We start from the raw sequence: 23738 nt of genomic DNA, 5'->3' as shown, positions 1-23738 counted from the left end.
GTCACCAACTATTTTTCAGTACATTGCCTATTTTATCAACTCACTTCTACTTCCGTCTGGAACTTTTCGATCGCCTCCTGTCCTCCAACCACATATACCAAATCCCCCAGTTTCAGCTTTATATCACCAGTGATCTCGTATATTGTTTTCTCGTCCCGCTTGATGGCGACGATGTTGACGCCGAGTTTTTGGCGGATTCGCGTTTCCTTGATAGGTCTGTTTATATAATCTCCAGTATCTTTCTCGACCAAGACCCCCACCAGATTTATATCGGGTAAATCCACCCGTATCCGACTTGGCGAGGCGCCGGGAACTTTGCGGAACATGGCATAATTGTGCGAGCGGACTTCCTCGGTAAAATCCTCTACGTGATGCCGGGGGATAAGGTATTTGCCCAAGACTCTTGTGAAGATTTCAATCGAAGTTTCAAATTCCTCGGGAATCACCTCATCTGCACCCAGTTTTAGGTTTTCTTCAATCTCATTCACATATCGGGTACGCACAATGATATAGGGGTTTCCAGTCAAATGCCTGATTGCCGACACTATCCGTTTTGTGGCATCGGCATTAGAAATTGCGATAACGGCCACCCTCGCTTTGTTGATCTGAACATGCTGCAGAACGGTCTCATTTGCAGCATCTCCGAAGGTAATCGGTTCCCCGTTGGCGAGTTCCCTTCTGACCGTCGCGGGATTCAACTCTATGATTGCGTATGGGATTTTTGATGTCTTGGCAGCCTTGGCCAGGTTATGCCCGTTTAGCCCAAACCCAATGATAACCAAGTGGTCTTTCAGGTCACTTTGCACGGCAGGGATCTCCGTTCGGGATTTGGCGTTGAAAGAATATTTTTCAGTCCCAGGGATAGGAAGATTGCAGATCCTCGATGCGATCGATACCCTCTTGCCCATTGCAAAAGGCGTGAGTGCCATGGTTAGCAAAGTGATGGACAAAAAATACTGATAACTTACAGGGTCAAGGAGCTCTTGGCGCATACCTTCCTTTGCCAATAGCAGTGAAAATTCACCGAGTTGGAAGATAGATAGGCCTACAATCAGCGACTCCCTTATGCTTTGCCCGATTAACCGGACCGATATACTTGCGGTAAGGAATTTGATCAAAATAGTAACAAGGGTCAGCCCAAATATGGGTAGCAGGTGCTGGATGAAGAAGCCCACGTCAAACAACATTCCTATCGATACAAAAAAGAAACTGAGGAACACTTCCCTGAATGGAAGGATCTTTCCGGTCGCATGGTGGCTGTATTCTGATTCGCTGATGATCAATCCCGCCAAAAATGCTCCCAATCCAAGTGAAAGGCCCAGCAAGGACGTCAAATAGGCCACGGCAAAGCAAATGACGATGATGCTTAAGAGAAACAACTCTTCGTTCTTGGACGCTGCAATGCGGTAAAGAAGTTTTGGTACCAGATATTTTGCGCTGATCAAGGTGACTATAACGACCCCGATACCCTTGAGACCTAGCCACAGCAGCGACCAACCGACATTGTCGTTGGCACCGGCGAGCATTGGCGTTAGCAACATCAATGGAACTATTGCAATGTCCTGGAAAATCAGGATTGCAAGGGTCATCCTCCCGGAGATTGACCCGACTTGGCCTTCCTCCTGCAAGATCTTTAATACAATGGCAGTAGAGCTCAGGGAGAAAAGGAAACCAATGAATACAGCTACATTCCATTCAAATCCAAGAAAGGATGAAAAAAGATAGGTTGCCAGAATTGTCAGAATCACTTGGAGTGCGCCACCTATAAATACAGCCTTTTTGATTGATAAGAGACTTTTCAATGAAAATTCCAATCCAATCACGAAAAGCAAAAGTATCACGCCAATTTCTGAAAGGACCTCTACGGTTTGGGAGGCATTTACTAACGAAAATCCAAACGGACCCGCAAGCGCACCCGTCAACAAGAATCCGATAATGGTGGGTATTTTGAACCTGATGAAAAGCAATATTACCACGGTCGCCAAACCAAAAATCCACACGATGTCAGCGAGCATCGGAATTTCAACATTGGCGAGAATCGAGAGGAAATTGGTGGACATCAGAAAATTATGGATTCCCTAAAATACAGCCTTTAGGCAAAAGACAAAGTGAGGATTTCCACATCGGGCAAGAAAAAACCGATCAGACCTAAGATTCGGCCTGAAACATCAGATTTTATCCAGGATTTCCTTTGTCAGGTCGTTGCGCTTATCTCCAGTATTGAGTGTTGTTGCGGGTTCGAAAAGCATCACTTGGACCTCCTCTTCGGCGACAGGTTTGTGTTCTACACCTTTTGGCACAATGAGAAATTCGTTTTCCCCAATAATTTCGATCCTATCCCGGAAAAACATTTGGAGCTTTCCCTTGATTACAAAAAACAATTCATCCTCATGGTCATGCTTATGCCAGACAAACTCGCCTTTCAATTTTGCCAGTTTGACTTGCTGTCCGTTCAGTTCACCGACGATCTTTGGAGACCAATATTCGGAAAATAGTGAAAGTTTTTCGACAATATTGACGGTTTTCATTGGCCTTTGTGTAGCGGTTGGGCAGACATGTAAAGAGAGTTTTCTGGTCAAACATGACCAATTTTTCAATAAGCCAATCCCAGCTTTTTGTAGATAAAATGCATCAGCCAGGCCGGGCCGATCAGGAGGAACTGGACATCTTTCAAGAAAGACGGTTTCTTTCCTTCGATTTTGTGTCCATAGAATTGAAAAATCCAAGCGACCACAAAAACCATCAGGCTGATTGCCCAAAGCGGTACCGGTGCCAACAGGTCCAGGAGATTGGCGAGTGCAAGGCAAACAGCCGAAAACAAAAACATTCCCAAGGCGAGTGGAGGGGATAGCGTTACATAATAAATGAGAATCGCAATCAACACCACAGTGGCCCAGTTGGCGAAACTCCCCAAAAATGGCAGGTAGGTAGCTAATAATTGGGCTGGGATACTGTAGACCAATCCTGTGATGCTAAAGAAAATCGCGGGAACACATATCCAATGGATAAATTTATTGGTGGCATTTTGGTGGCTAAGGCCATATTCTTCCAGCAACTCGTCGATTTTTCTCATGTGGTTGATTTGGGTTGGTTCCTGTTTGGAATGTAGGAGGTAAATTAATAAATAGCCTAGGAAATTATCCAGCAATTGTCAAAATAATGCTAAGCTTTTGGGAGAGAAAACATTTCCTACACTACGATTTGGTGGTGGTGGGAGCGGGAATCGTTGGTTTGTCGACGGCTATCCAATACAAACGAAAGCGACCCGAAAGCAGCGTTTTGGTGCTGGAAAGGGGGATTTTTCCCAGCGGCGCCAGTACAAAGAATGCCGGGTTCGCGTGTTTTGGAAGCTTGACGGAAATTCTGGATGACCTCAATACCATGTCCGAAAAGGAGGTTTTGGAACTTGTTTCCAAAAGATTCCAAGGGCTCAATGCCATTCGCACTGAATTTGGCGATATGGCACTTGGCTACGAAGCCACGGGTGGATTTGAGCTTTTTACGAAGAATGAACTGCCGCATATCGGTCAAATGGCTAGAATAAACAGTCTCCTCCTCCCTTTGTTTGGCAGTGAAGTTTTTGAAGAAACTTTTTCAATTGAGGGGTTTCAATTCGGAAAAAAAGTTGAAGCAGTCGTTAGGAATTCCTTTGAGGGAGAGCTGGATACCGGAAAATTCGTCACAGCGCTTTGGGAGAAAAGCCAAGCTTTGGGCATAAGGATTGTGACAGGCGCGAAAGTGACCTCAGTCGATATTGACCGACGAATGATTTCGGTTTTTGATGCCGCTTCCAATCTGCCGATTTCATTTCGTGCGAGACAGATAGCGTTTTGCACCAATGCATTTACAAGGGAATTTTTACCCGAACTTGATATCCAACCGGGGCGAGGATTGGTGATGGTCACCAAGCCAATTACCGGAGGATTGCCATGGAAAGGATCTTTTCACTATGACAAAGGTTACGTCTATTTCCGGCAGGTCGATGGCAGGCTTCTAATTGGAGGCGGGAGAAACCTTGATTTTCGTGGAGAGCAGACCACCGAATCCAATATCAATCCGAAGATTCGCAGCTACCTGATTGATCTTGTCAATAAGGTGATTCTTCCTGGGAAATCCTGGGAAATCGACATGGAATGGACTGGAGTGATGGCTTTTGGCGAAAACAAAAAACCAATTGTCAAGCTTCTGGATCCTAACATTGGAATAGCTGTGCGTCTTGGAGGAATGGGTGTCGCTATCGGCTGGCACACCGCAGGAGAGCTCGTGGCATTGCTTGATCCCAGTTAAATTCGGAAAAAGTGTTAATTTCAAAACCTTAAATCCACAACGATTCCTGATGCAACATACTCGAAAAGAACCTACCGTAATTTTGGCACTTTTGCCCATTGTTTTTTTGATTGGATTACTAGCGATGAACATCAAAATTTTTGGTACTGATGGCCTTTCGGGTTCAAATCAGCTTGTATTGGTCTTATCTTCGGCTTTTGCGGCAGCTATTGCAGTTTACAGCCTTAAAATCCGGTGGGAACACCTCTTGGACGGGATGGTGAAAAGCATCTCATCAGCCATGTCAAGCATATTGATTCTGATGCTCATCGGGGCCTTGGCAGGAACTTGGTTGTTGAGTGGAATTGTGCCTGCGATGATATACTATGGGCTTCAGGTACTCAGTCCCAGTATCTTTCTACTTGCGGCTTGTTTTGTTTGCGGGGTTGTGTCAGTCGCCACCGGAAGTAGCTGGACGACTGTAGCGACTGTAGGGGTGGCCTTGTTAGGAATTGGAAAGGCATTGGGCTTCGGAGAAGGAGTCATAGCGGGGGCAATCATTTCTGGAGCCTATTTTGGTGATAAAATGTCGCCACTTTCCGACACTACCAATTTGGCACCAGCCATGGCCGGGACGGATCTCTTCACGCACATCCGGCATATGGCAAAGACCACGGTGCCATCCATGACAATCACGTTGATCATCTTTGGGGTGATGGGGATATATGCAGATGGAGACGGTTCGGTCAATCAGGTAAAGGAGATATCTGCGGTGATTTTGGAACAGTTCAATATTACAGGATGGCTATTCATTGTGCCATTGGTTGTCTTGGTATTGATCCTGAAGAAGGTTGCAGCGGTTCCGGCATTATTGATTGGGGCTCTGCTTGGTGGTGTATTTGCCATCATTTTCCAACCTGAAGTGGTGAAAATGATTGCTTCCGTGCCGGGAGAAAGTTTCTCGTTCGCTTATCTTTCTTTCAAAGGCGTCATGATGGCCATGTATGGGGAAATCAGCATTGTGACCTCCAATGATGTAGTGAATGAACTGTTGACTACGCGGGGCATGGCTGGTATGATGAACACAATTTGGCTGATTATTTGCGCAATGGCATTTGGGGGAATCATGGAAGAGAGTGGCATGTTGCGGGTTTTGGCGGAAGCAGTGATCAGAAAGGTGCACTCAGTGGGTTCACTGATCGCATCTACAGCCGCTACCTGTGTGTTCTTCAATGTCACGACTTCCGACCAATATTTGGCGATACTTGTGCCTGGAAGGATGTATGCGAACGTATATAAGAAAAGAGGTTTGAAACCCGAAAACCTAAGTAGAACTTTGGAGGACAGTGCGACTGTTACATCTGTATTGGTGCCTTGGAACACATGTGGCGCTACCCAAGCGACAGTCTTGGGAGTTGCGACCTTGACTTTTGCACCCTATTGCTTCTTCAATATCATCAGCCCATTTATGACCGTTCTATTTGGGTACTTAAAGCTGGGAATCAATTATTACACGGAAGAGGAAATGTTGGAAATGAAAAAGGAGTTGGCAGTATGATTCCGTTGAAAATATCAAAAACAGAAATCAATGAGCTCCCCATGGGGCAGTTCGAGGGCGATATCGTATTGGTAGACCGCATGGAACAGGTGCGGGAAGTCCTCGACGAAATTGAGCGGCACAAGCACTTGGGTTTCGATACGGAGACCAAACCATCTTTTACCAAAGGAACCCAACACAAAGTAGCCTTGATGCAACTGGCGACGGAAGATATCGCTTTTTTGATCCGCATCAATCAAATCGGGGTTCCTGAGGAATTGCTGGAGGTGCTTCAATCGAGAAGCGTCACCAAAATCGGTGCTGCCGTCCTTGACGATTTACGGGCTTTGCAAAAAATCAAGCGGGGCTTTGTGCCGGGCAATTTTTTTGACTTGAACGATGAACTTAAAAAAGTCGGATTCCAAAACGTTGGCGTTCGGAATCTCGCAGCGATGGTTCTCAATATGCGAATTTCAAAATCTGAACAGGTTTCCAATTGGGAGGCATCTACGTTGACGGAGAAGCAGATGGTCTATGCAGCGACTGATGCTTGGGCTTGTCTGCAGGTCTTCAAAAAACTTGAGTATCAAGGTTACCTCGAGTCGCTGATCAAGTAATCCGAAGCCCCTCGATTTCTGAAAGCTTGTTCCTCACTTGTTCCATTACGCTGTCAGCCACATTCAATTCCATCTCGCAGGAATTGTCGAAGTGTTGTTCTAGTATACCGAGTTGGTAGTCTTTGACGATTTTCATCACTTCGTTCATCGACAAATAGCCGAACTTAATTTTCATGAATTGAAAATCCTCCGTTTCCAGAATCTCGTTGTTGGCCAATGCATCTGCCGCAGCCTCGCGGTAAGCTTGAATCAGTCCTCCGACGCCCAATTTGATTCCTCCAAAATACCGGACCACCACAATCAACACGTTGGTCAATCCATGTGACTTGATCTGACCCAAGATCGGGTCTCCCGCGGAATGGTTTGGTTCGCCATCGTCATTTGCCCGATGGATATTTCCTTCCTTTCCCAACACGTATGCGTAGCAATGATGGCGTGCGTCGTGGTATTTTTTCCGAAGCACGGTCAATTGCTGCTGGATTTCCTCCTCAGATTTCACGGGGAATGCATACGAAAGAAATCTACTGCCCTTTTCCTTGTAGTTTCCTTCCGATAGGGTTCCGATTGTTTTGTATTTCAACAAAAAGAGGATTTGAGGTGTGAAACAAAGGTGAAATTACTGTAAAATATTCAAATCGCTTCAAGATTTGCATATCATGGATTTGGAAGCGGGAGGTTTAACAATCTCATAACACGCCCAATAATTTAAAAAATCCCTAAAAACCTTATGTTTCAAGTTGAATTGGCTAGATTTAATATTGTTTTCTGAATCATGTTTGGAGTTTTTTTGCGGAGTATAATTTGATTCAAGACTGGATTGGATATTTGAGACATTCAATGGCGATGGAATCTTCAAGCAAACCCTTGGTCACGGTTATTCTGACTTCTTTCAATCAGAGCGATTTTGTTTTGCGTGCACTTGAGAGTGTAAAAAAGCAAGAATATCCAAACCTGGAATTGATCATCGTAGACAATGGAAGTAGGGATCAGTCTGCCGATCAAATCGAGAAATGGTCCAACCAAAATGCGGATGGCTTGGATTCGAAACTTATCCTCAGAAAAGAGCCCATGCCCTACTGTAAATCATTTAATGAGGCATTTTCATTAGCCAAGGGGCGATATTTGATCGATTTGTCAGGGGACGATGAGCTGATGCCAGAGCATGTTTCGCGCTCTGTCGCCAAATTGAAGGAAGGGATAGGAGCGGCTTGTTGCTTTTCCGATGTATGGTTGCGGGACGAAAAAGGAAGGAAAAGGACTTTTTTCAAACGTGACCGTGACGGCCATTTAGCTCAAAAAGTTAAGATTGGAGACGTCTATCGGCAGGTCGTAGAGCGCTACTGCGTTCCGTCGGTATCCTTGGTTTTTGATACGGAGATATTGAGAAAGCAGGGGGGGTATGATGAAAGCCTCAGCTATGAAGATTTTGATATTATCGTGCGGCTCGCGAGGAATTATTCCTTTGTCTTTTCCAACCATATCGGCGTAATAAAGAATATTCATGCCGGATCTTTTTCCGCCGCCCAATATGCGCCTAAACAATCAAAAATGCTTCCATCTACGCTCAAGGTTTGCTGGAAGATCAAGGAAATGAACCGCCGCCCGCGGGAAAACGAGGCATTACTGAAGCGAATTTATTACGAAACCAAACATGCGCTTTTATCCGGCAATTTTGAAGTCGCGGGCGGTTTTTTGGAATTGGCAAGACAGGTTGGAGGTAATGGGCTCAAATTCCGTTTGCTTCAGACCTGGTCGGCAGCTAAGGTCAATATCAGTCCGATTTATTCTTTGCTCAAATAGCCTAGCCAACTAAAATCTCCACAAACTTGCTTGGATCGAGATACTTTTTAGCCACGTTGCGGATATCGTTTTCCTTAAAACTCAGGATGTACTCAAGTTGACGCTGATAGTAGCCGAAATCCAACCCAGACAAGTGTACAGATTTGAACCTGCTTATCATTTCGAAACTGGAATTGAATTGTGACAGAAGTTTTCCTGCCATGTAGTTCCTCAGGGTTTCAAGCTCATCGGTGGGGATTGGCTCGTGCTTAATACGCTCGACTTCGCGATATATTTCAATGAATACCTCCTCACTGTGCGCCTTTATGACGTCTGCCGCCACCATCCAATAATCTGAACTACTCAAGCTGCCTACTGCGCTGTAGATGCCATAGGTATGCCCTTTGTCCTCACGGATGTTTTTGGAAAGCCGACTGCCGAAATACCCTCCCAGCAAGGTATTCATTACCCAAAAGGGCAAATGGTCAGGATGGGAATTCGGGACCACATGACATCCGATTCGAATGGTGGATTGTACAGAGTCCTTTTTTTCCTCGTAAACGCGATGGTTGGGCTTGTTGACAAACTTGGATTCGACAGGGGAAATAGACCTCACCGTGAGATCCCCCAAAAGTTCGCCAATTGCCTCTATTTCTTCATTTCCCACATTTCCGGTAAGGAAAATCTGAGGTTTGTTCCAGAGGTGGTTTTCGTAATACCGGATCAAGTCCTCCCGTTGTACCGAATCGACATCCTCAGCAACCGATATTTGGCCGAAGGGATGGTCGGCACCAAACATTTCCCTCTTGAACAATTGTGAGGCCCAATAGCTTGTTTTGCCGCGATTGACGGAAAGCTGTAGGGATTTTTGCCGTTTTTTCTTTGCCAATTCCTGTTCTGGGAAAACCGCATCAGTTAGCAGTTCACGGAACACAGGGAGTACTTTCAGAAAGTGTTTTTTGGTACTTGTCAGGTTGATTTGGAGGAATTCAAATCCTATTGAGGTATCTACTTCCGCCGCATAGGTATCGAAGAAATCGGCAATTTCCTCCGAACTTTTAGTTTTGGTGCCCTCGACAAGCATTTCCAAGGTAAAAAATGGGATGAATCTTTTTTCAACCAAAAGGTTGTCCAAAGACGCGGAGACACAGATTTCCATTCGAATAATCTGAATCTCGGGCGTGGGTATAAAATGTACGGGAATCCCATTTGGCAGAAGCCTGACCTCGGGATGAAGCAACTGTATCGAGTCTGGAATTTGAAATGCAGGCGCCTGGCTTCTGTCCAACATTATTTGGTAGAAATGTTGTAGGCCAGGGAGAGTCTAAGCGTCTCGGCCAAGGGGTGGTTTTGCACTTGTGGCACCAAGTAGGAGAAGTCGAATACAAGCTTCTGGTACTTGATACCAAAACCCATTGTGAAATACCTTCTGCCACCTTTGTTGGGATTTTCGTAAAAATAACCCGTTCTCAATTTGAAGATGTCATTGTAAATGTACTCTGCACCAAATGAAATCATGACTTCCTGGAGTTCCTCGCTGAAGCCATCCGGTGCATCGGCAAAAGAGGTAAACATCGCGTTAATAAGCGGCCTATTAGGGTCTCTTCCGGCCTGAATGATAAAGTCCCCGTTTTCGTCGGTAACTAGGTTACCGTTTTCATCCCTTTCCAAAACAGGTGGAGATGGAACCATCAACTTGTTCAAATCCAGGGCAAATGTCAGGGAATTCATCTCGTTGAGGTTGATCTTGTAGGCTGTTCCCAATCTGAAATTGGTCGGTATAAAGTCCAAGTCATCAGCGCTGTTGTACGTGATTTTCGGACCAATATTGGTGATGGTTACACCCCAAGACCAAACACCAGTTTTGTTTCCGGAAAGAACTTCAGTTGCATAGTACAGACCCACGTCCGTACCGACTGATATCCCTGGGCGGCTTTCTTGGCCTGAAACAGAAGAAATGTTGCCCGAAAGGTTGGAGTGGATGAATCTCGCTGAGATACCTAATCCAAATTTGTCCGAAAGTTTTCTGGAATACGTTCCCCCAATGGCGATGTCCCTTGGCGTAAACTCTCCCAACTCGTTGCCGCGACCGTCAGTGAGTTGGATGTCACCCATGTTGAAGTACCTAAGATCCACACCAAATGCAGACACTTCGTCGATTTTGTGGAAAAAGGTCAAATAGCTCAATGACATATCGTTAACCAATCGGCCTAGCCACGGTGAGTAGGACAACTGGAAACCCATTTTGTCTTCGATAAATGCCAGCTTTCCTGCATTCCAATGTGCCGACGCGTTATCAGGGCTGGTTGCCACGCCGACGTCTCCCATGGCCGAGTGCCTGCTGTCAGGTGCAAAGTTAAGGAAAGGTACCGCCGTAATGATGACCCTACGATTGGGATCCTGTCCCGAAACGATAGGAGCATTTTGGGCAAGCGTTTGGAATGACATCAGGGTAATCCATGAAAAAATGGCAAAGGGGGTGATAAGATGTTTGTCTAGTTTCATTTGATGGTAATTTTTCCGCTCTTAGAATCTGTGGTACCGTCTTTTTCTGAAATGAGCAATAGCCTGTAAATATAAATGCCTTTTACGGGATATTTGGTTGACGAATGGAAAAAATTCCACTCAGGCGCATCGAGTTCAAAATCAGCGTTGATATAACGCTTACCGTCTACATATATTTTACTGCCTAATATAGAATAAATTTCCAATTCAACCCGCACATTTTCGCCCGGTCTATTGTGGGAAATCTTGAATTTGCTGAATTCACTCGCTGGGTTGGGGTAGCTGACAACATCTAACATTTTGATATTGTTCGCCCCTTTGATTTCGATGGTTTCCCTGAGTTCATTACGGTTGCCAGCATTGTCCCATGCCACCACGGCGATTTCGTTGTTGCCCTCGACCAACTGATCAAGGATGCTTGAAATGGTCCCATTTTGGAAGGAACTGCTATTTGCAAAATAAAGGTGATTCAAGGGAATGGGTTCGCGGCCGTTGATCCGCAGGAAAATACCTTTTTCAGGATCAATTGAAGAGGCATTGATGCCGCTTGGGTCTTTCAGCTCGATTTGGATGGGGACCGATGCAAATGCAAATTCGGCTGGGGCAGGTTGAAGATCGGGGCCGTAGAGAATTTTGATTTCGGGGCCTTGCTTGTCTGTATCAATGGTTGTCTGACGGTTGCTGAAGGGGATTTTCTTGATCCCCATCGCTTCTGTTTCGAGGCTGGGAATGGTCGCAAAAAGCCGAATACTTGCCAAACCTTCTCCGAGATTGCCATTTACCGGAAGCAAAAATGAAGATTCGAAACGGCCATCCTTGACTTCGCCTTTTCCCTGAAACAGGAACGTGGTTTCTTCCGCAAAATCGACAGGATTACTCTCGTCACCTTTGGTGGTGAAGGTTTTCGGCTGATCCATGATTTTGATAGAATACTCCCCATTGGCTTGGATCATCGTAGCGCCTGTCAGAGGGTCAATCACGGACCCGTTCAACTTGAACTCCCGAAGTGGCTTTAAAGTATCAGCCTCAACGGCGATCTCCACCTCGATCAAACCATCTGCTTTTGCCTCGAGCTCGGGTAAGGCCAATTTCAAGGATGGATCTCCCAAGAGGGAGAAATTTCTATTCAAGGTTCCGTTTAGGCTGTTGTTTTTCGTAATCTGGAATATTGCTCCCAAGTCTTTATAGGTGAAGTTCTCCTTTTCAAAAGCAGTTTCGATAAAGGCTTTGTTCAGGGCAAAATTGACACTGCTAAAAACAGGCCTACCTGTGGTCAAAAGCGCAATTGCACCTTTTTTCTCCGCTATCAACAACTCCTCTGCCCCGGACCGTGACAGGGGACTGTCATGCCTGCCAAACTCGCAGGTGGCAGTCACAAACAAGGGCAATAGGGGATTGGTTGGCCAATCGATGAGGTCCAAAGTAGAAAAGATGCGTTCGGCAGTAAGGGTTGTTTCATTGCCATGGCCGATGTAATTCAGCAGGAGCACGCCTTCTTTGATGGCATCGTTCAGCGCTTTCCGCGCTTCGGGAGAGGTTTGGGCATTGCCGTTCTGAATCTGCTCGAAGCGATCCAGGTAGAGTTTTTTGATTTCAAATTCAGGATGGTTTTCCGAAAGATAATTCGCATGCAATTCGGCGTCACGCAAGTGGATGTTGTTGTCCCCATCATCCGTGAGGAAAGCCAAATTCCGCTTCCATGGGCCCGGATTGGCAAGGGCGGTCTCGTAGGAAATTATTTTGTCGACCAGTTCTGTAGCCTCTCTAAGATTGAGTGCAGGCAATCGTCCGACGCCGATTTGGAGAAGCTCGTCGCCCGCTTGGTCTTCTGTCCAGTTTCCTTGGCCCCACTCCAAAAATCCGAAGAAGTCATCCGAACTGTAAGTGGTCAGGGGATTGAGACTGTTGCGTGAAGTGTAAATGGGGAATAGGTTGGGGCGTCCTCCGATTTTCCCCTTGTAATCATAAGAACCTTTTCCGAAAACCAGGACATTTTTCAGTTTTCCATGTTTGTGATAATGAGCGGCGATGAAATTCCGAATGGCTGAAATATCCCTGTTTCCATAACCAAAAGCATCGAAAATATCCTCCAGTATGTACACTTCCGTTTCCAGTCCCCTTGCGATCTTATGGGCGGCGAGGCGTTGGGCTTGTGATACCAGACTTCTGTGGGTCAAAATTAGAAGCTCCGGGCTTCCGTTGATGGTCCTCAGCGAGAGATTGACGCTTTGGAGATTCTGAATGTTCGGCGTTTGTAGCGGGTCAAAAACCGCAATCTTGTTGCCTTTGATCAAATTGGTCTGGCCGGAAATATCTGTAACCCGGTATAAATCCGATACCTCCCAGGCCATAAATCGATCTGGCCAAGCCACGGATTTTCTTTCAGCCAGGTGGAAATAAATTCCATTAGACAACTTAGCGCTCGAAATTCTGGATGAGAGCAAGGCAAAATCGATGTAGCCCGTACCGTTTGGATCAGAAGTTTGAAAAAGTAGGTTGAAATTGATCCTAGTCGGGTTGGTGGAGGTGAAACTTAACGTAATCTCCGCCTCTCGGCCCTTGATGCCATAAGTGGTATTCGGGATGGCCGCAATGGCTGGTTCCCCAATGGTCTGTCCGCTTGCGTTGATTCTAAACCTGCCTTCCGCGAGGGCTTGGGATACCAGGTTGAACCGAACATCGTAAGGTCCTTCGGCGCCTTTTTGCAAATCGAAGCCAAACGTGAATGTTTGCCCGCTGAAAATCGGTTTGGAGTACCAGCTTCGTCCGGAGTTGATAAGGTTGGTTTCTTCCCATTTTTGGGCTTGTGCGATCTGCAGGAAAAAGTCTGAGGCAGGATTCTCTACTGTTACATTTTCCGTTGCAATCGTATTTTCCCTGACTTTTGGTCCGACCATATAATATAAGGTGTCGGTGTAATGGTGGTGGACGTAGTTCAGTTTGCCGTTTTGGTGACTGACAACATTGGGACCTTCGAGGAAAAAGTACAAGGACTCGCCGATTCTTTTTGCAGGAACTTCCCGTAGAGTCAGATCGATGCTGTCCAATTTTTGGGGAAGCATGCCTGGGTTACCAAAGACGCTGATTTGATCCAGATTTTCATATCCGAAAACGCGCACCTGTACCAAGTCCAGTTTGTAAACTCCGGATTGGGTAATGGGAAATTTCAAGAATTGTTGACCGTGGGTGTTTAGGATTATTATCCAAAAAAATACCAACCCTACTAGTCCTTTGATTCTTATGGTATTACTGTGATGCATTGCGGGCGACTAATGCCTCTATGATTGAGGCCGCAATATAGAAAATTATCGCGAAGGGAATGCCCGCTATCCCTAAGATTATGAGGAATATAAGTGAAACAATAATTACCAGATACCTGAAAACGTTTTTCTGGAAGGAGTAATCCTTAAATTTCAAAGCAATCAGAGGAATCTCAGCCACGAGTAGGTAGGACATCAGGACCGTGATGCTTACCAAGGCAATTGAATTGGATAGTAGGTTTTGGGCGGCAGCCGACCTTTCTGCCAAAAACGGAAGCGTACTGATCAGCAGCGCATTTGCCGGAGTCGGCACACCGATAAACCTGTCCGATTGTCTTTCGTCGATATTGAATTTGGCCAATCTCCAAGCGGAGAAAATCCCGATCAAAAATGCCACATAGGGTAGATACTCTGAATCCGAACCCGACGCAATCATCCTAAACATGATCATTGCTGGCAAAACCCCAAACGTGACCATATCAGCAAGGGAATCAAGTTGTTTGCCCATTTCTCCCTGAACCCTCAGTAGCCTTGCCACTAAGCCATCCAGAAAATCAAAGGCAGCTGCGAGAAAAATACAATAGGCGCCCGCATTGATATTCCCTTCCAAAACCAAGTAAATCCCCACCATGCCCAAAGCGAGGTTCATACTGGTGATAAAATTGGGTATGTTTTGTCGCATCATCTTAAGCCCGCACGTTTGCCCACAAAGGGGTTGTATTCTTTTTCTGCTCCGATGCTCGTTTCGGGGCCGTGGCCCGGAAAAACGATCGTGTCCTCCGGCAATGTGAACAGGACGCTTTTGATTGCATTCAGCAAAGTGCCATGGTCGCCGCCGGGAAGGTCAGTTCTTCCGATACTCCCTTGGAAAAGCGTATCACCCGCGATGCAGGTTTTGCTTTCCGCATGATAAAAAACGACATGTCCGGGAGAGTGTCCCGGCACATAAAGGATTTTCAACTGCTCATTTCCTACTTGTAGAACTTTTCCCGGGTCAAGAAATTGATCGGGTTCGGATGCCTGATACCCGGCAAATCCATAACTCGGCGCGTATGCTTGGACCGACTTTAAAACCGCTACTTCTTTTTGGTGGATCGAAAGCGGAACTTTGAAGGTCGTTTTCACAAACTCATTTCCCAATACATGGTCGATATGGCAATGTGTATTTACCAATTCGGTGACCTGAAGGTGCTCTTTCCTGATGAAATCCATCAGCTCCTCTCGTTCTTCCCTTTCATAGCATCCCGGATCGACAATGACCGCCTTGTTTGTCTCGTCATAAAGGATATAGGTATTTTCGTAAAAGGGATTGAAAGTGAAGACTTTAATCTGGAGCATGTTTGAAAAAGAATTGTTGGACTCTAAATAACGAATAAAGAAGCTATTTTTGGACATGGAGACTGATTTTTTGATCGTAGGTCAAGGATTGGCAGGCACGGTGTTGTCCTTTCGACTCATGCAATTGGGGCAAAGGGTGGTGGTGTTCGATACGCCGGATCAGAACAAAAGCAGTAGGGTAGCAGCAGGTCTGTATAATCCGATCACAGGCAATCAAATGGTGAAAACTTGGAATGCGGATCGCCTTTTCCCGGAAATTGTACCCACCTATCGACAGCTTGAGCAATTGCTTGGAAAGCTTTTTTTGGTAGAGAAAAAAATCTACCGCCCCTTTCTTTCGATCGAAGAGCAAAATGAATGGATGGGGAAAAGTGCCGAGCCCGAATTCCAAGGATATTTTGAACAGGTGTTTCAACAGCCGGTGTATGCAGAAGTGAACAATCCATTTGGGGGAATTATGCTTAGCAACTCAGGGTACCTGGATATTCCCACATTATTGGATGGTTATCAGGAATATCTGTTGCAACGGGGCTCGATGCGTTTGGAGAAGCTGGTGGAAGAGGAATTGGAGTTTGGTAATGAATATTCCGTGAAATACCGGGACATAAAGGCAAAGGCAATTGTTCTTTGTAACGGCTTGGGGGCGATGGGAAGTAAATTGTTCGATGCCTATCCATTTGCGCCGGTGAAGGGGGAGATTATTGACCTTACACAATCATTTTCCCCCGAAGAAATCATTAACAGGGGAGTGTTCCGCATCACATTGGCAAAAGGGAAGCAAAGGGTCGGTTCGACTTATTCCTGGCATGATTTGGACGAAGGCCCAACTGACCGGGCGAAAAATGAAATCATGGAAAAGCTTGAAAAGCTAGTTCCCGAAACCGTGGATAAAATTGTTCACCACCGTTTTGGAATTAGGCCGGCTACCAAGGACCGAAAACCGATTTTGGGGAAACATCCTGATATCGAAGGCGTTTATATGTTCAATGGTTTTGGAGCCAAGGGTGTTTCGTTGATTCCTTATTTCAGCAAAGTGATGTGTGCCTGGATGCTAGCCGGGGTCGAGCCCGAAAAAGAGGTGAACCTATTGCGTTGGTCTAAAACATAATTCATTTTTTTGAGTATATTTAAAACCCAAGTGAGAAAGATTGCATGAAATCAAGGTACCTGTATTTACTGCTCGCCCTGTTTATTTTTCAGCTTCCGACCGATTCTTTCGCCCAATTCAACAATAAAAGATTTGGGAAAAATCGGATCCAGCATAAGAATATCGAGTGGTATCACTATAGTTCAAACAATTTTGAGGTCTACTACTACGAGGGGGGTGGCAACAATGCCCGCATGGCAATCCAATATTTGGAAAGCGAATTTGAGCGCCTCACCCAACTCATCGGGTATGTAGCGTATACCAAGCCAAAGATTTTCATCTATAATTCACCCGAGGAAATCCTCCACAGCAACGTCAACCTCAACGTGGACATGTTCACAATTGATGGGCAGTCGTTTTTTAGTAGGATGATCGGTGAAGTGGCGTTTCCGGGTACTTGGGAGCAGTTCAAGCGTGAACTTGTCTATACAGTATCAAAGGTGATCATTGAGGAAATGCTATATGGTTCGACGATAGCCGATGCTTTCCAGTCCAACTTGATCAACAGTTTCCCGGAATGGTACATAGAGGGAGCGGCGATGTATCTGGCCCACGGATGGAGTATGGAAATGGATGATTTTGTCCGTCATTTTTTCAATGAAAACAGATCCACCAAACTGCACAAGCTTAAAAGCCGTGAAGCGGGATTGTTGGGGCAGTCTATTTGGAATTTTATCGTGGAGAAATATGGAAGGCGATACATTTCCAGCATTCTCAATTTGAGTAGGATCAACAGAAATGAGGAAAATAGCATCGCCAATACGATTGGCCTCAATTATAAGGCCTTTCAAGACCAATGGAAGACATTTTACCTCAATACAAACCAACAGGTGCTCACAAGCTTCAAGTCAATCAACCCTGCAAGTGAGATCAGGGAGACTTCCGATTCAGAACTTGGGATCATCAATGACATCAAGTTCAGCCCGGACGGCAAGCACCTCGCCTATGTCATCAATAATGGTGGGAAGTATCGGGTACAGGTGCGGGACTTGGCCGATGGGCGCGAACGCACGATTTTCTCGGGGGGCGCTTCTTCCCCTGATCAACCAATAAACCTCACGGCGCCCGTGATTGCATGGCGGGATACATTGAATCTGGCAATTGCGACTTTTAGGCGAGGAACTACAGCACTTCGATCTCGAGCAATAGACGGGTCCGGGCAGGACAGGATTTTCCTTCGCAACATTACCCAAATCCTGAGCTTGGATTTTAACTCATCGGGAAAGAACATGGTGCTGTCAGCGATCTCCAACGGGAAGACAGACGTGTATTCGCTTAATGTCAGGGGAGTGGGGAAGCGGATTACCAATGATTCCTTTGACAACATCAACCCGGTTTTCCTGAATGATTCCACAGTAATTTTCGCTTCGAATTTCACGGAGTTACCCGATTCGGTGTTGACAAAAACGCCTGATGTCAAAGTGTTGCCGGATTATTTCAACCTGTTCATGGCCACTGTGACCGATACAGTCACGATCCAAAAACTCACAAACGTCAACAACCGGAACATTCGCCCAAGGGTACTTAATGGCGCCAATGTGCTTTATCTGAGTGACCAAAGTGGTATCATGAACCTGATGCGCTTATCTGTCGCAAACGGCATCACCAGCCAAATGACAGCTTTCAACAAAAGCTTGGAGGCCTTTGACTACTCTTCCAAGATCAACAAGATCGCCTATTCTTACCGAGATGGTAACCAAAGCAGGCTGGTGATCGAAACCTACTCCAATATTGATCAGTTTACACCAAGCACGCCCAGAATTCAGATATCGCAGGCAAAAGTACTTTCTGAGCGGATATCGTCTAGGCGGGCGGAAGCCGCTGCGGAAGAACAGCGCACACAACAACAGGAGTTTCAGCGAAGGGCTGCACAACCCGTAGTCAAAAGAGACAGCTCGTTGAATGTAAGATTGGAGGATTTGATGCTCGGAAAGGTACCAACCCAGACAGAAACGAAGCCAGCCGCAGTTGATAGTTTACCCGCACCAAAAAGTCTGACCGGGGCCATCAATACCGATCGTTTGAGATTTGAGAAAAAAGGCGGCATCGATACGGATAACTATACCTTCGACACGATTCCAAAATTGGAGACTCCGCAGTCTAGACTAGCACAGACGTCTACTGGGACTAGAAGCAATATTCTTGAGAATTTCCGTAGGCAGAGCCTTCAAAAGCGGATAACCGGACCGAACCCGATGCAGCCGCAGTTCTTTACGCAAAATCTCAGTACGGATTGGCTTGTAGATCCGCTCAGGGGATTCAGCCTAGGACTTTCTGGTGTAATGTCCGACATCCTAGACAACCACAACTTTAGGGGTGGGCTCAGTTTTGCATTGAATTTCAGATCCGGTTCTGACATTTATTTCCAGTATGAGTATCTCAAGCAGCGTATAGACCTAAAGGTCAGATATGACCGTAGGTCATTTCAATTTGATGACGGCTCCGTTCCCAAACAGAAATACGTGCTGAATCAGGTGGAGCTTGGTTTTTCATATCCATTTAATGTGCATTCACGGGTATCCTTGTCCCCAATAATTGCCAAAACCCAGTATTTTAACCTCGACCCGGATTCTCTCATTAGAGGGCAGCTTCCTGAGCAGAACAATTTTGACGTCAGTTATCTGGGCGGAAGGTTTGAGTTTGTTGTGGACAAAACCCAGCAACTTGGTTTGTACACCCAGAAGGGTATTAAAGGAAAAGCAGGCGTAATCCATTACCAGGGGATGAACCATTCAGATCGGTCGTTCACCAATTTCTATTTGGATTTCAGAAAATACCAAAGCATTCACAAAAATTTGATTTGGGCATCCCGCCTTTATGCAGGATCATTCTTCGGCCAAAATCCACAGACTTACATGGTGGGTGGAATGAATAACTGGCTTTTCAACGAGTTTTTCCAGCCACCTTCCAACAGGCCTTCCGAATCACCTGTAAGAAATCCAAATTGGGTGGAAAATTCAAACATATTGTTTGCTGAGTTCGTGGACCTGCGGGGCTATTTATTTGATGAAATCAGGGGAAGAAACGTCGTTACCTTCTCCACCGAATTGAGGATTCCGCTGTTTTCTTACCTGTCACGAGGAAATATTACATCCAATTTTGTGAAGAATTTCCAGATGGTGGCGTTCTATGATATAGGTTCCGCTTGGAACGAATCTGCTCCTTGGCAGCGTATCAACGACCAAAACACCGAGGTCATCGCAACCCCCGGTTCTCCATTTGTGATTACGATCAACAACTTCAACAACCCTTGGCTCCAAAGTTACGGAGCGGGATTGAGGACCGTTTTGCTCAACTACTACTTCAAGTTTGATGTGGCGAGACCGATTAGGAATTACCAACAGGACGATCTGAAGTTTTACGTCACTTTGGGTTATAACTTCTAAACTCCAAAACACATTATGATAAAATCCATGACGGGCTATGGTTTGGCTAGCCTAGAAGATGATAATTATGTCATCAGCGCAGAAGTCAAAACCTTGAACTCGAAGTTTCTAGACCTTTCGATCCGTTCGCCAAGGCAATTTTCAGAGAAAGAGCACGAAATCAGGAATTTGGTTAGTGCGGTTTTGGAGCGTGGTAAGGTAAATTTGACGCTCGAATTCACCAACAAGACCCAAGTCGAGCTTCCCGTTTTGATCAATGAGGAGCTTTTTCACGGATATTATCAACGGTATTTGAAGCTTGCAAAGGATGCACAGGCCGACACTGCTGAGTTGTTCAAGATTGCGATGCAGTCCCCCAATGTAGTTTCGGGAAACATTGACAAAAATTCAGATCCGATTGAATGGGAAATGGCCAAGAAGGTGATTGAAAAGGCCCTGAGGAACTGTGATGGATTCCGAAACGACGAGGGTAAGGTGCTGGAGCAGAAGTTCCTAGAAAACGTGCAGGTGATAAGGAATGAGCTTGAGAAAGTGAAAATCCTAGATCCAGAGAGAAAGGAGAAAATCAGAAATCGGATCAAAGGTAGCTTTCGCGAATGGATGGAAGACAATAGCTTCGACCCTAACAGGCTGGAGCAGGAATTGATATACTATTTTGAGAAGATTGATATCACCGAGGAAATTGTCCGGTTGGAAACCCATTTGGATTATTTTGTGCAGAATCTTTCGGAAGGAGAAAACCAAGGCAAGAAGCTTGGATTCATCAGTCAGGAGATAGGAAGGGAAATCAATACTATTGGATCTAAGGCCAACGATGCCCAGGTTCAACGCTGCGTGGTCATCATGAAAGACGAACTTGAGAAGGTCAAGGAACAAAGCCTGAATATCCTCTAGGGCTTGTTTTGATCGGACGGTTGAGTGTGCATTGTAAAGGGAAAACGCTTTCCGAAACTGGATTGATTCTGATAGCTTAGCTGAGTTTTGGCGCGGATTTGCGGATCACTTTTAGATGCAAAGGATTTATGAGTCAGAATCCCGAATTTTCCCTGATAACAATGAAAAAAGTATTTGACTGATTATCAATAGGTTGATTTTTATTCGCTATTTCGCAATCGATTGAGCCCGTTTATCCAGTTTAATTGCTTCATTTTCAAATCCTTGAATATTTTGGTTGCCGGGATTTATTTGGTAATTTTAATGCATCAAAGAATAATCGCCGAGTAAAAATTCGGACATTTTCGACCTTGATTTTTGAACCAATACAACAATAAAAACAATAACTATGAGCAAAATCAAAATTGGAATTAACGGATTTGGAAGGATCGGAAGATTGGTATTCAGGGCGGCACAGTCCCGCAGCGATGTACAGGTAGTCGCGATCAATGACCTTATCGACGTGGATTATATCGCTTACATGTTGAAGTATGATTCCACCCATGGCATTTTTGACGGTACGGTAGAAGTGAAGGATGGCAAGCTGATCGTCAATGGCAACGCTATCCGCGTAACAGCCGAAAAAAGCCCTGCAAGTCTCAAGTGGGGAGAGGTCGGTGCCGACTATGTCGTCGAATCTACCGGGATCTTTTTGACCAAAGAAACAGCACAGGGGCACTTGGATGCTGGCGCGAAAAAGGTTGTACTATCCGCACCATCCAAAGACGACACGCCAATGTTTGTAATGGGTGTAAACCACGATAAGTATACTTCTGACCTCAACATCGTTTCCAATGCTTCTTGTACCACCAACTGCCTTGCGCCTTTGGCGAAGGTTTTGAACGACAACTGGGGCATCGAGGAAGGATTGATGACGACTGTTCACGCGGTGACTGCTACACAGAAAACCGTGGACGGACCATCTGCAAAGGATTGGAGAGGCGGTAGAGGTGCCAACCAAAACATCATCCCGTCATCCACTGGAGCTGCCAAAGCGGTTGGAAAAGTGATCCCTGAATTGAATGGTAAATTGACAGGGATGGCATTTCGGGTTCCTACACCAAACGTATCTGTGGTTGACCTTACCGTGCGGTTGAAAAAGCCTGCTACCTACAAGGAGATCTGTGCAAAAATGAAAGAAGCATCAGAAACCCACTTGAAAGGGATTATGGGCTATACTGAGGATGCGGTGGTGTCTACTGATTTCAATGGTGATCCACGCACTTCGATCTTCGATGCCGATGCGGGCATTCAGTTGAGCGACACTTTCGTGAAAGTAGTTTCTTGGTACGACAACGAATGGGGTTATTCCAACAAGGTTGTCGATCTGTTGACATACATCGCTTCAAAATCTTAATTCAAATCTATAAACCGAGAAAAGGCTGCTTTCCACAAAAAAGGCAGCCTTTTTTGATTTCGCTAAAAAACCAAGCCCAAAATTCGTTGTTTGTACAATATGGACGGATACCTTCCCTTGTTTCCCTTGAAGTTGGTCGCTTTTCCCGATGAGCCCATCAACCTTCATATTTTCGAGCCCCGCTACAAACAATTGATCAATGATATCCTGGAGACAGGGGATCCCTTTGGGATTGCGGTGTACATTGATTCCTTGATGCCTTTCGGGACCGAGGTTCAGTTGCTGGATGTCAGCAAGTTGTATGAGGATGGCCGCATGGATATCAAGACGAAGGCTTTGGGCGTGTTTGAGATATTGTCGTTTGATAATCCCATGCCCGGGAAGCTTTATGCAGGAGGGAAGGTGAGTTTCAAGGAGAATGACCTGAAAGTGCCAGAGTTAATCTATAGGGAGTTTTTGTTTTACCTCAAGGAATTGCTGCGGCTACTGAACCATCCTGTCGACTTGGTCCCTTTTGCGGTCAATTCATTTTCTTTTGCACACAAGATCGGCCTGACGTTGGCCGAGGAATATGAGCTTTTGACCATGGAAAAGGAATCCGATAGGATTGCGTATCTTCTCAGGCACCTTATGAAGGTGATTCCTGTCATGCGTGAAATGGAGGCTGCGAAAAAAAAGATCCAGATGAACGGGCATTTCAAAAACCTCGATCCCTTGGATTTTTGATCAAAGCCTCGTGACGTTGTCTTTCTTGACGTACGATTTTTTATCCTTCCAAATCACCTCATACCAGATATCCTTGCTGGATTTGATGATGACACGGTGTCCGGGTTCGACGGTATAAAGTAGTTTCCCTGCTGCCGTCGGGCTGTCCATGATCAATGTCGGGCTGCCCGTGACTATGCCGGTCTTGGGTTCAGAGAGGAAATTGTTGCTTACGAATAGGGCAATGATCAAAAACACGCTCGGTAGGAAATGGATCGGTTGGTCTGCTTTCTTTCGGAATATGATCAATAGAATCAGCGAAATGACCAGCAGGAAAGCGAGTGTGGCAGAGATCTCGTTTTGGAGGTCTGTCAGAAACCTGAAAAGCCGGTCGCTGTCATCCATTTGGTATCCCTCTAGGTCAACCTGCTCCGTCAGGGATTTGATTTTAGTGATGACGCGGGGGTTGGGATTTTGGTCATAATATTTTGCCAGGTAAAAACTGGCGGAGGAATAATCGCCTTTTCCTTCCGACACAAATGCCATTTTGAGCAACATGGCGGGTGAAAAAACCTCTTCCTCAAGCAGCAAGTTCTCGTACATTTTCATGGCCTCCTGGTAATTTTTGGAGGCAAACAAAGAATCTGCTTTCTGCAGCTTGATTATATCGGCTTGACAATTAAAGCTTTGCAAAAAGGGGATTAAAAATATGATAAATTTTGCAAGAAAGAATCGATTAGGGTTTGGCATTTTAAATCCAGAGGGCTAAATTTGCAGTCCAATTACGGGAATGATTTAAAAATATCCAAATCAAAACCGTTTTCGATTCCGTAGCTCAGCTGGTAGAGCAATACACTTTTAATGTATGGGTCCTGGGTTCGAATCCCAGCGGGATCACAAAATAGATT

At 45.5% G+C, this 23738-nt stretch carries 19 protein-coding genes and 1 tRNA gene; 10 read left to right on the top strand and 10 right to left on the bottom strand.

From position 1 onward, the window contains the following. Window positions 1-35: 35 nt before the first annotated feature. The 3 genes from C943_RS20890 to C943_RS20880 all read right to left on the bottom strand — a co-directional run bounded on the left by C943_RS20890 (window position 36) and on the right by C943_RS20880 (window position 3073). Complete coding sequence (locus C943_RS20890; protein ID WP_008631996.1) at window positions 36-2060, bottom strand: monovalent cation:proton antiporter family protein; 2025 nt, start codon at window positions 2058-2060, stop codon at window positions 36-38. Window positions 2061-2168: 108 nt separating this feature from the next. Further along, a complete protein-coding gene (locus C943_RS20885; protein WP_008631994.1) occupies window positions 2169-2528 on the bottom strand; it encodes a cupin domain-containing protein in 360 nt (119 codons plus the stop codon). Window positions 2529-2593: 65 nt separating this feature from the next. Beyond that, complete coding sequence (locus C943_RS20880) at window positions 2594-3073, bottom strand: Mpo1 family 2-hydroxy fatty acid dioxygenase (RefSeq protein ID WP_008631992.1); 480 nt, start codon at window positions 3071-3073, stop codon at window positions 2594-2596. 86 nt (window positions 3074-3159) lie between these two features. Here C943_RS20880 and C943_RS20875 point away from each other — a divergent pair, with 86 nt between their 5' ends. From C943_RS20875 to C943_RS20865, 3 genes are read left to right on the top strand one after another with little or no spacing between them, the layout of a single operon-like run. Next, complete coding sequence (locus tag C943_RS20875) at window positions 3160-4287, top strand: NAD(P)/FAD-dependent oxidoreductase (protein WP_008631990.1); 1128 nt, start codon at window positions 3160-3162, stop codon at window positions 4285-4287. Window positions 4288-4336: 49 nt separating this feature from the next. After that, a complete protein-coding gene (gene nhaC, locus C943_RS20870; protein ID WP_008631988.1) occupies window positions 4337-5824 on the top strand; it encodes a Na+/H+ antiporter NhaC in 1488 nt (495 codons plus the stop codon). Then, window positions 5821-6420 (top strand): 3'-5' exonuclease, encoded by a 600-nt coding sequence (locus C943_RS20865; protein WP_008631987.1) that lies wholly within the window; start codon window positions 5821-5823, stop codon window positions 6418-6420. Before nhaC ends, C943_RS20865 begins: the two co-directional genes overlap by 4 nt. Here the strand turns inward: C943_RS20865 and C943_RS20860 are convergent. Beyond that, complete coding sequence (locus tag C943_RS20860; RefSeq protein ID WP_008631986.1) at window positions 6413-7003, bottom strand: YigZ family protein; 591 nt, start codon at window positions 7001-7003, stop codon at window positions 6413-6415. The two genes, C943_RS20865 and C943_RS20860, sit on opposite strands and share 8 nt — an antisense overlap. Before the next feature lie 260 nt (window positions 7004-7263). Here C943_RS20860 and C943_RS20855 point away from each other — a divergent pair, with 260 nt between their 5' ends. Beyond that, window positions 7264-8220 (top strand): glycosyltransferase family 2 protein, encoded by a 957-nt coding sequence (locus C943_RS20855; protein ID WP_157198633.1) that lies wholly within the window; start codon window positions 7264-7266, stop codon window positions 8218-8220. Between the two features lies 1 nt (window position 8221). Here C943_RS20855 and C943_RS20850 read toward each other — a convergent pair whose 3' ends face one another. The 5 genes from C943_RS20850 to C943_RS20830 all read right to left on the bottom strand — a co-directional run bounded on the left by C943_RS20850 (window position 8222) and on the right by C943_RS20830 (window position 15302). Then, window positions 8222-9490 (bottom strand): M16 family metallopeptidase, encoded by a 1269-nt coding sequence (locus tag C943_RS20850; protein ID WP_040481719.1) that lies wholly within the window; start codon window positions 9488-9490, stop codon window positions 8222-8224. Then, window positions 9490-10704, bottom strand: a complete 1215-nt coding sequence (gene porV / locus C943_RS20845) for a type IX secretion system outer membrane channel protein PorV (RefSeq protein WP_008631983.1) — start codon at window positions 10702-10704, stop codon at window positions 9490-9492. Before porV ends, C943_RS20850 begins: the two co-directional genes overlap by 1 nt. Beyond that, window positions 10701-13874, bottom strand: coding sequence for a type IX secretion system sortase PorU (gene porU, locus C943_RS20840; protein ID WP_008631981.1), 3174 nt, complete (start codon window positions 13872-13874; stop codon window positions 10701-10703). The genes porV and porU overlap by 4 nt, the downstream gene beginning before the upstream one ends. Window positions 13875-13950: 76 nt before the next feature. Continuing rightward, window positions 13951-14649 carry a CDP-diacylglycerol--serine O-phosphatidyltransferase gene (gene pssA / locus C943_RS20835; protein ID WP_008631980.1) on the bottom strand — a complete coding sequence of 233 codons (699 nt, stop codon included), beginning with the start codon at window positions 14647-14649 and terminating at the stop codon, window positions 13951-13953. After that, on the bottom strand, window positions 14646-15302 hold the full coding sequence (locus C943_RS20830; RefSeq protein ID WP_040481717.1) for an MBL fold metallo-hydrolase: 657 nt from the start codon (window positions 15300-15302) through the stop codon (window positions 14646-14648). Before C943_RS20830 ends, pssA begins: the two co-directional genes overlap by 4 nt. 55 nt (window positions 15303-15357) lie before the next feature. Between C943_RS20830 and C943_RS20825 the strand changes: the two genes are divergently transcribed. The 5 genes from C943_RS20825 to C943_RS20805 all read left to right on the top strand — a co-directional run bounded on the left by C943_RS20825 (window position 15358) and on the right by C943_RS20805 (window position 22851). Further along, a complete protein-coding gene (locus C943_RS20825; protein ID WP_008631973.1) occupies window positions 15358-16410 on the top strand; it encodes an NAD(P)/FAD-dependent oxidoreductase in 1053 nt (350 codons plus the stop codon). Between the two features lie 44 nt (window positions 16411-16454). After that, window positions 16455-19835, top strand: coding sequence for a hypothetical protein (locus C943_RS20820; RefSeq protein ID WP_008631970.1), 3381 nt, complete (start codon window positions 16455-16457; stop codon window positions 19833-19835). Between the two features lie 15 nt (window positions 19836-19850). After that, on the top strand, window positions 19851-20729 hold the full coding sequence (locus tag C943_RS20815) for a YicC/YloC family endoribonuclease (protein ID WP_008631969.1): 879 nt from the start codon (window positions 19851-19853) through the stop codon (window positions 20727-20729). Between the two features lie 388 nt (window positions 20730-21117). Further along, on the top strand, window positions 21118-22125 hold the full coding sequence (gene gap / locus C943_RS20810) for a type I glyceraldehyde-3-phosphate dehydrogenase (RefSeq protein WP_008631968.1): 1008 nt from the start codon (window positions 21118-21120) through the stop codon (window positions 22123-22125). 99 nt (window positions 22126-22224) lie between these two features. Further along, window positions 22225-22851, top strand: coding sequence for an LON peptidase substrate-binding domain-containing protein (locus C943_RS20805; RefSeq protein WP_040481721.1), 627 nt, complete (start codon window positions 22225-22227; stop codon window positions 22849-22851). On the opposite strand, the gene C943_RS20800 is transcribed toward C943_RS20805, so the two are convergent. Further along, the gene (locus C943_RS20800; protein ID WP_040481714.1) at window positions 22852-23580 is read right to left on the bottom strand and encodes a tetratricopeptide repeat protein; all 729 of its coding nucleotides are present in this window, start codon (window positions 23578-23580) and stop codon (window positions 22852-22854) included. Between the two features lie 74 nt (window positions 23581-23654). On the opposite strand from C943_RS20800, the gene C943_RS20795 reads away from it, so the two are divergent. Further along, a tRNA-Lys gene (locus C943_RS20795) sits at window positions 23655-23727 on the top strand. Window positions 23728-23738: the final 11 nt, after the last annotated feature.

This window comes from Mariniradius saccharolyticus AK6 (genome assembly GCF_000330725.2).
Classification (GTDB): domain Bacteria; phylum Bacteroidota; class Bacteroidia; order Cytophagales; family Cyclobacteriaceae; genus Mariniradius; species Mariniradius saccharolyticus.
Note: the sequence above shows the minus strand (reverse complement) of the source record. Positions and strands in the feature narration are given on the sequence as shown.

Coding starts and splice junctions, on each gene's coding strand:
- C943_RS20855 (WP_157198633.1), top strand. CDS start 7,264: ATGGAATCTTCAAGCAAACCCTTGGTCACGGTTATTCTGACTTCTTTC.
- C943_RS20850 (WP_040481719.1), bottom strand. CDS start 9,490: ATGTTGGACAGAAGCCAGGCGCCTGCATTTCAAATTCCAGACTCGATA.
- C943_RS20825 (WP_008631973.1), top strand. CDS start 15,358: ATGGAGACTGATTTTTTGATCGTAGGTCAAGGATTGGCAGGCACGGTG.
- gap (WP_008631968.1), top strand. CDS start 21,118: ATGAGCAAAATCAAAATTGGAATTAACGGATTTGGAAGGATCGGAAGA.
- nhaC (WP_008631988.1), top strand. CDS start 4,337: ATGCAACATACTCGAAAAGAACCTACCGTAATTTTGGCACTTTTGCCC.
- C943_RS20805 (WP_040481721.1), top strand. CDS start 22,225: ATGGACGGATACCTTCCCTTGTTTCCCTTGAAGTTGGTCGCTTTTCCC.
- porV (WP_008631983.1), bottom strand. CDS start 10,704: ATGAAACTAGACAAACATCTTATCACCCCCTTTGCCATTTTTTCATGG.
- C943_RS20830 (WP_040481717.1), bottom strand. CDS start 15,302: ATGCTCCAGATTAAAGTCTTCACTTTCAATCCCTTTTACGAAAATACC.
- C943_RS20865 (WP_008631987.1), top strand. CDS start 5,821: ATGATTCCGTTGAAAATATCAAAAACAGAAATCAATGAGCTCCCCATG.
- C943_RS20800 (WP_040481714.1), bottom strand. CDS start 23,580: ATGCCAAACCCTAATCGATTCTTTCTTGCAAAATTTATCATATTTTTA.
- C943_RS20890 (WP_008631996.1), bottom strand. CDS start 2,060: ATGTCCACCAATTTCCTCTCGATTCTCGCCAATGTTGAAATTCCGATG.
- C943_RS20815 (WP_008631969.1), top strand. CDS start 19,851: ATGATAAAATCCATGACGGGCTATGGTTTGGCTAGCCTAGAAGATGAT.
- C943_RS20875 (WP_008631990.1), top strand. CDS start 3,160: ATGCTAAGCTTTTGGGAGAGAAAACATTTCCTACACTACGATTTGGTG.
- C943_RS20820 (WP_008631970.1), top strand. CDS start 16,455: ATGAAATCAAGGTACCTGTATTTACTGCTCGCCCTGTTTATTTTTCAG.
- pssA (WP_008631980.1), bottom strand. CDS start 14,649: ATGATGCGACAAAACATACCCAATTTTATCACCAGTATGAACCTCGCT.
- C943_RS20885 (WP_008631994.1), bottom strand. CDS start 2,528: ATGAAAACCGTCAATATTGTCGAAAAACTTTCACTATTTTCCGAATAT.
- C943_RS20880 (WP_008631992.1), bottom strand. CDS start 3,073: ATGAGAAAAATCGACGAGTTGCTGGAAGAATATGGCCTTAGCCACCAA.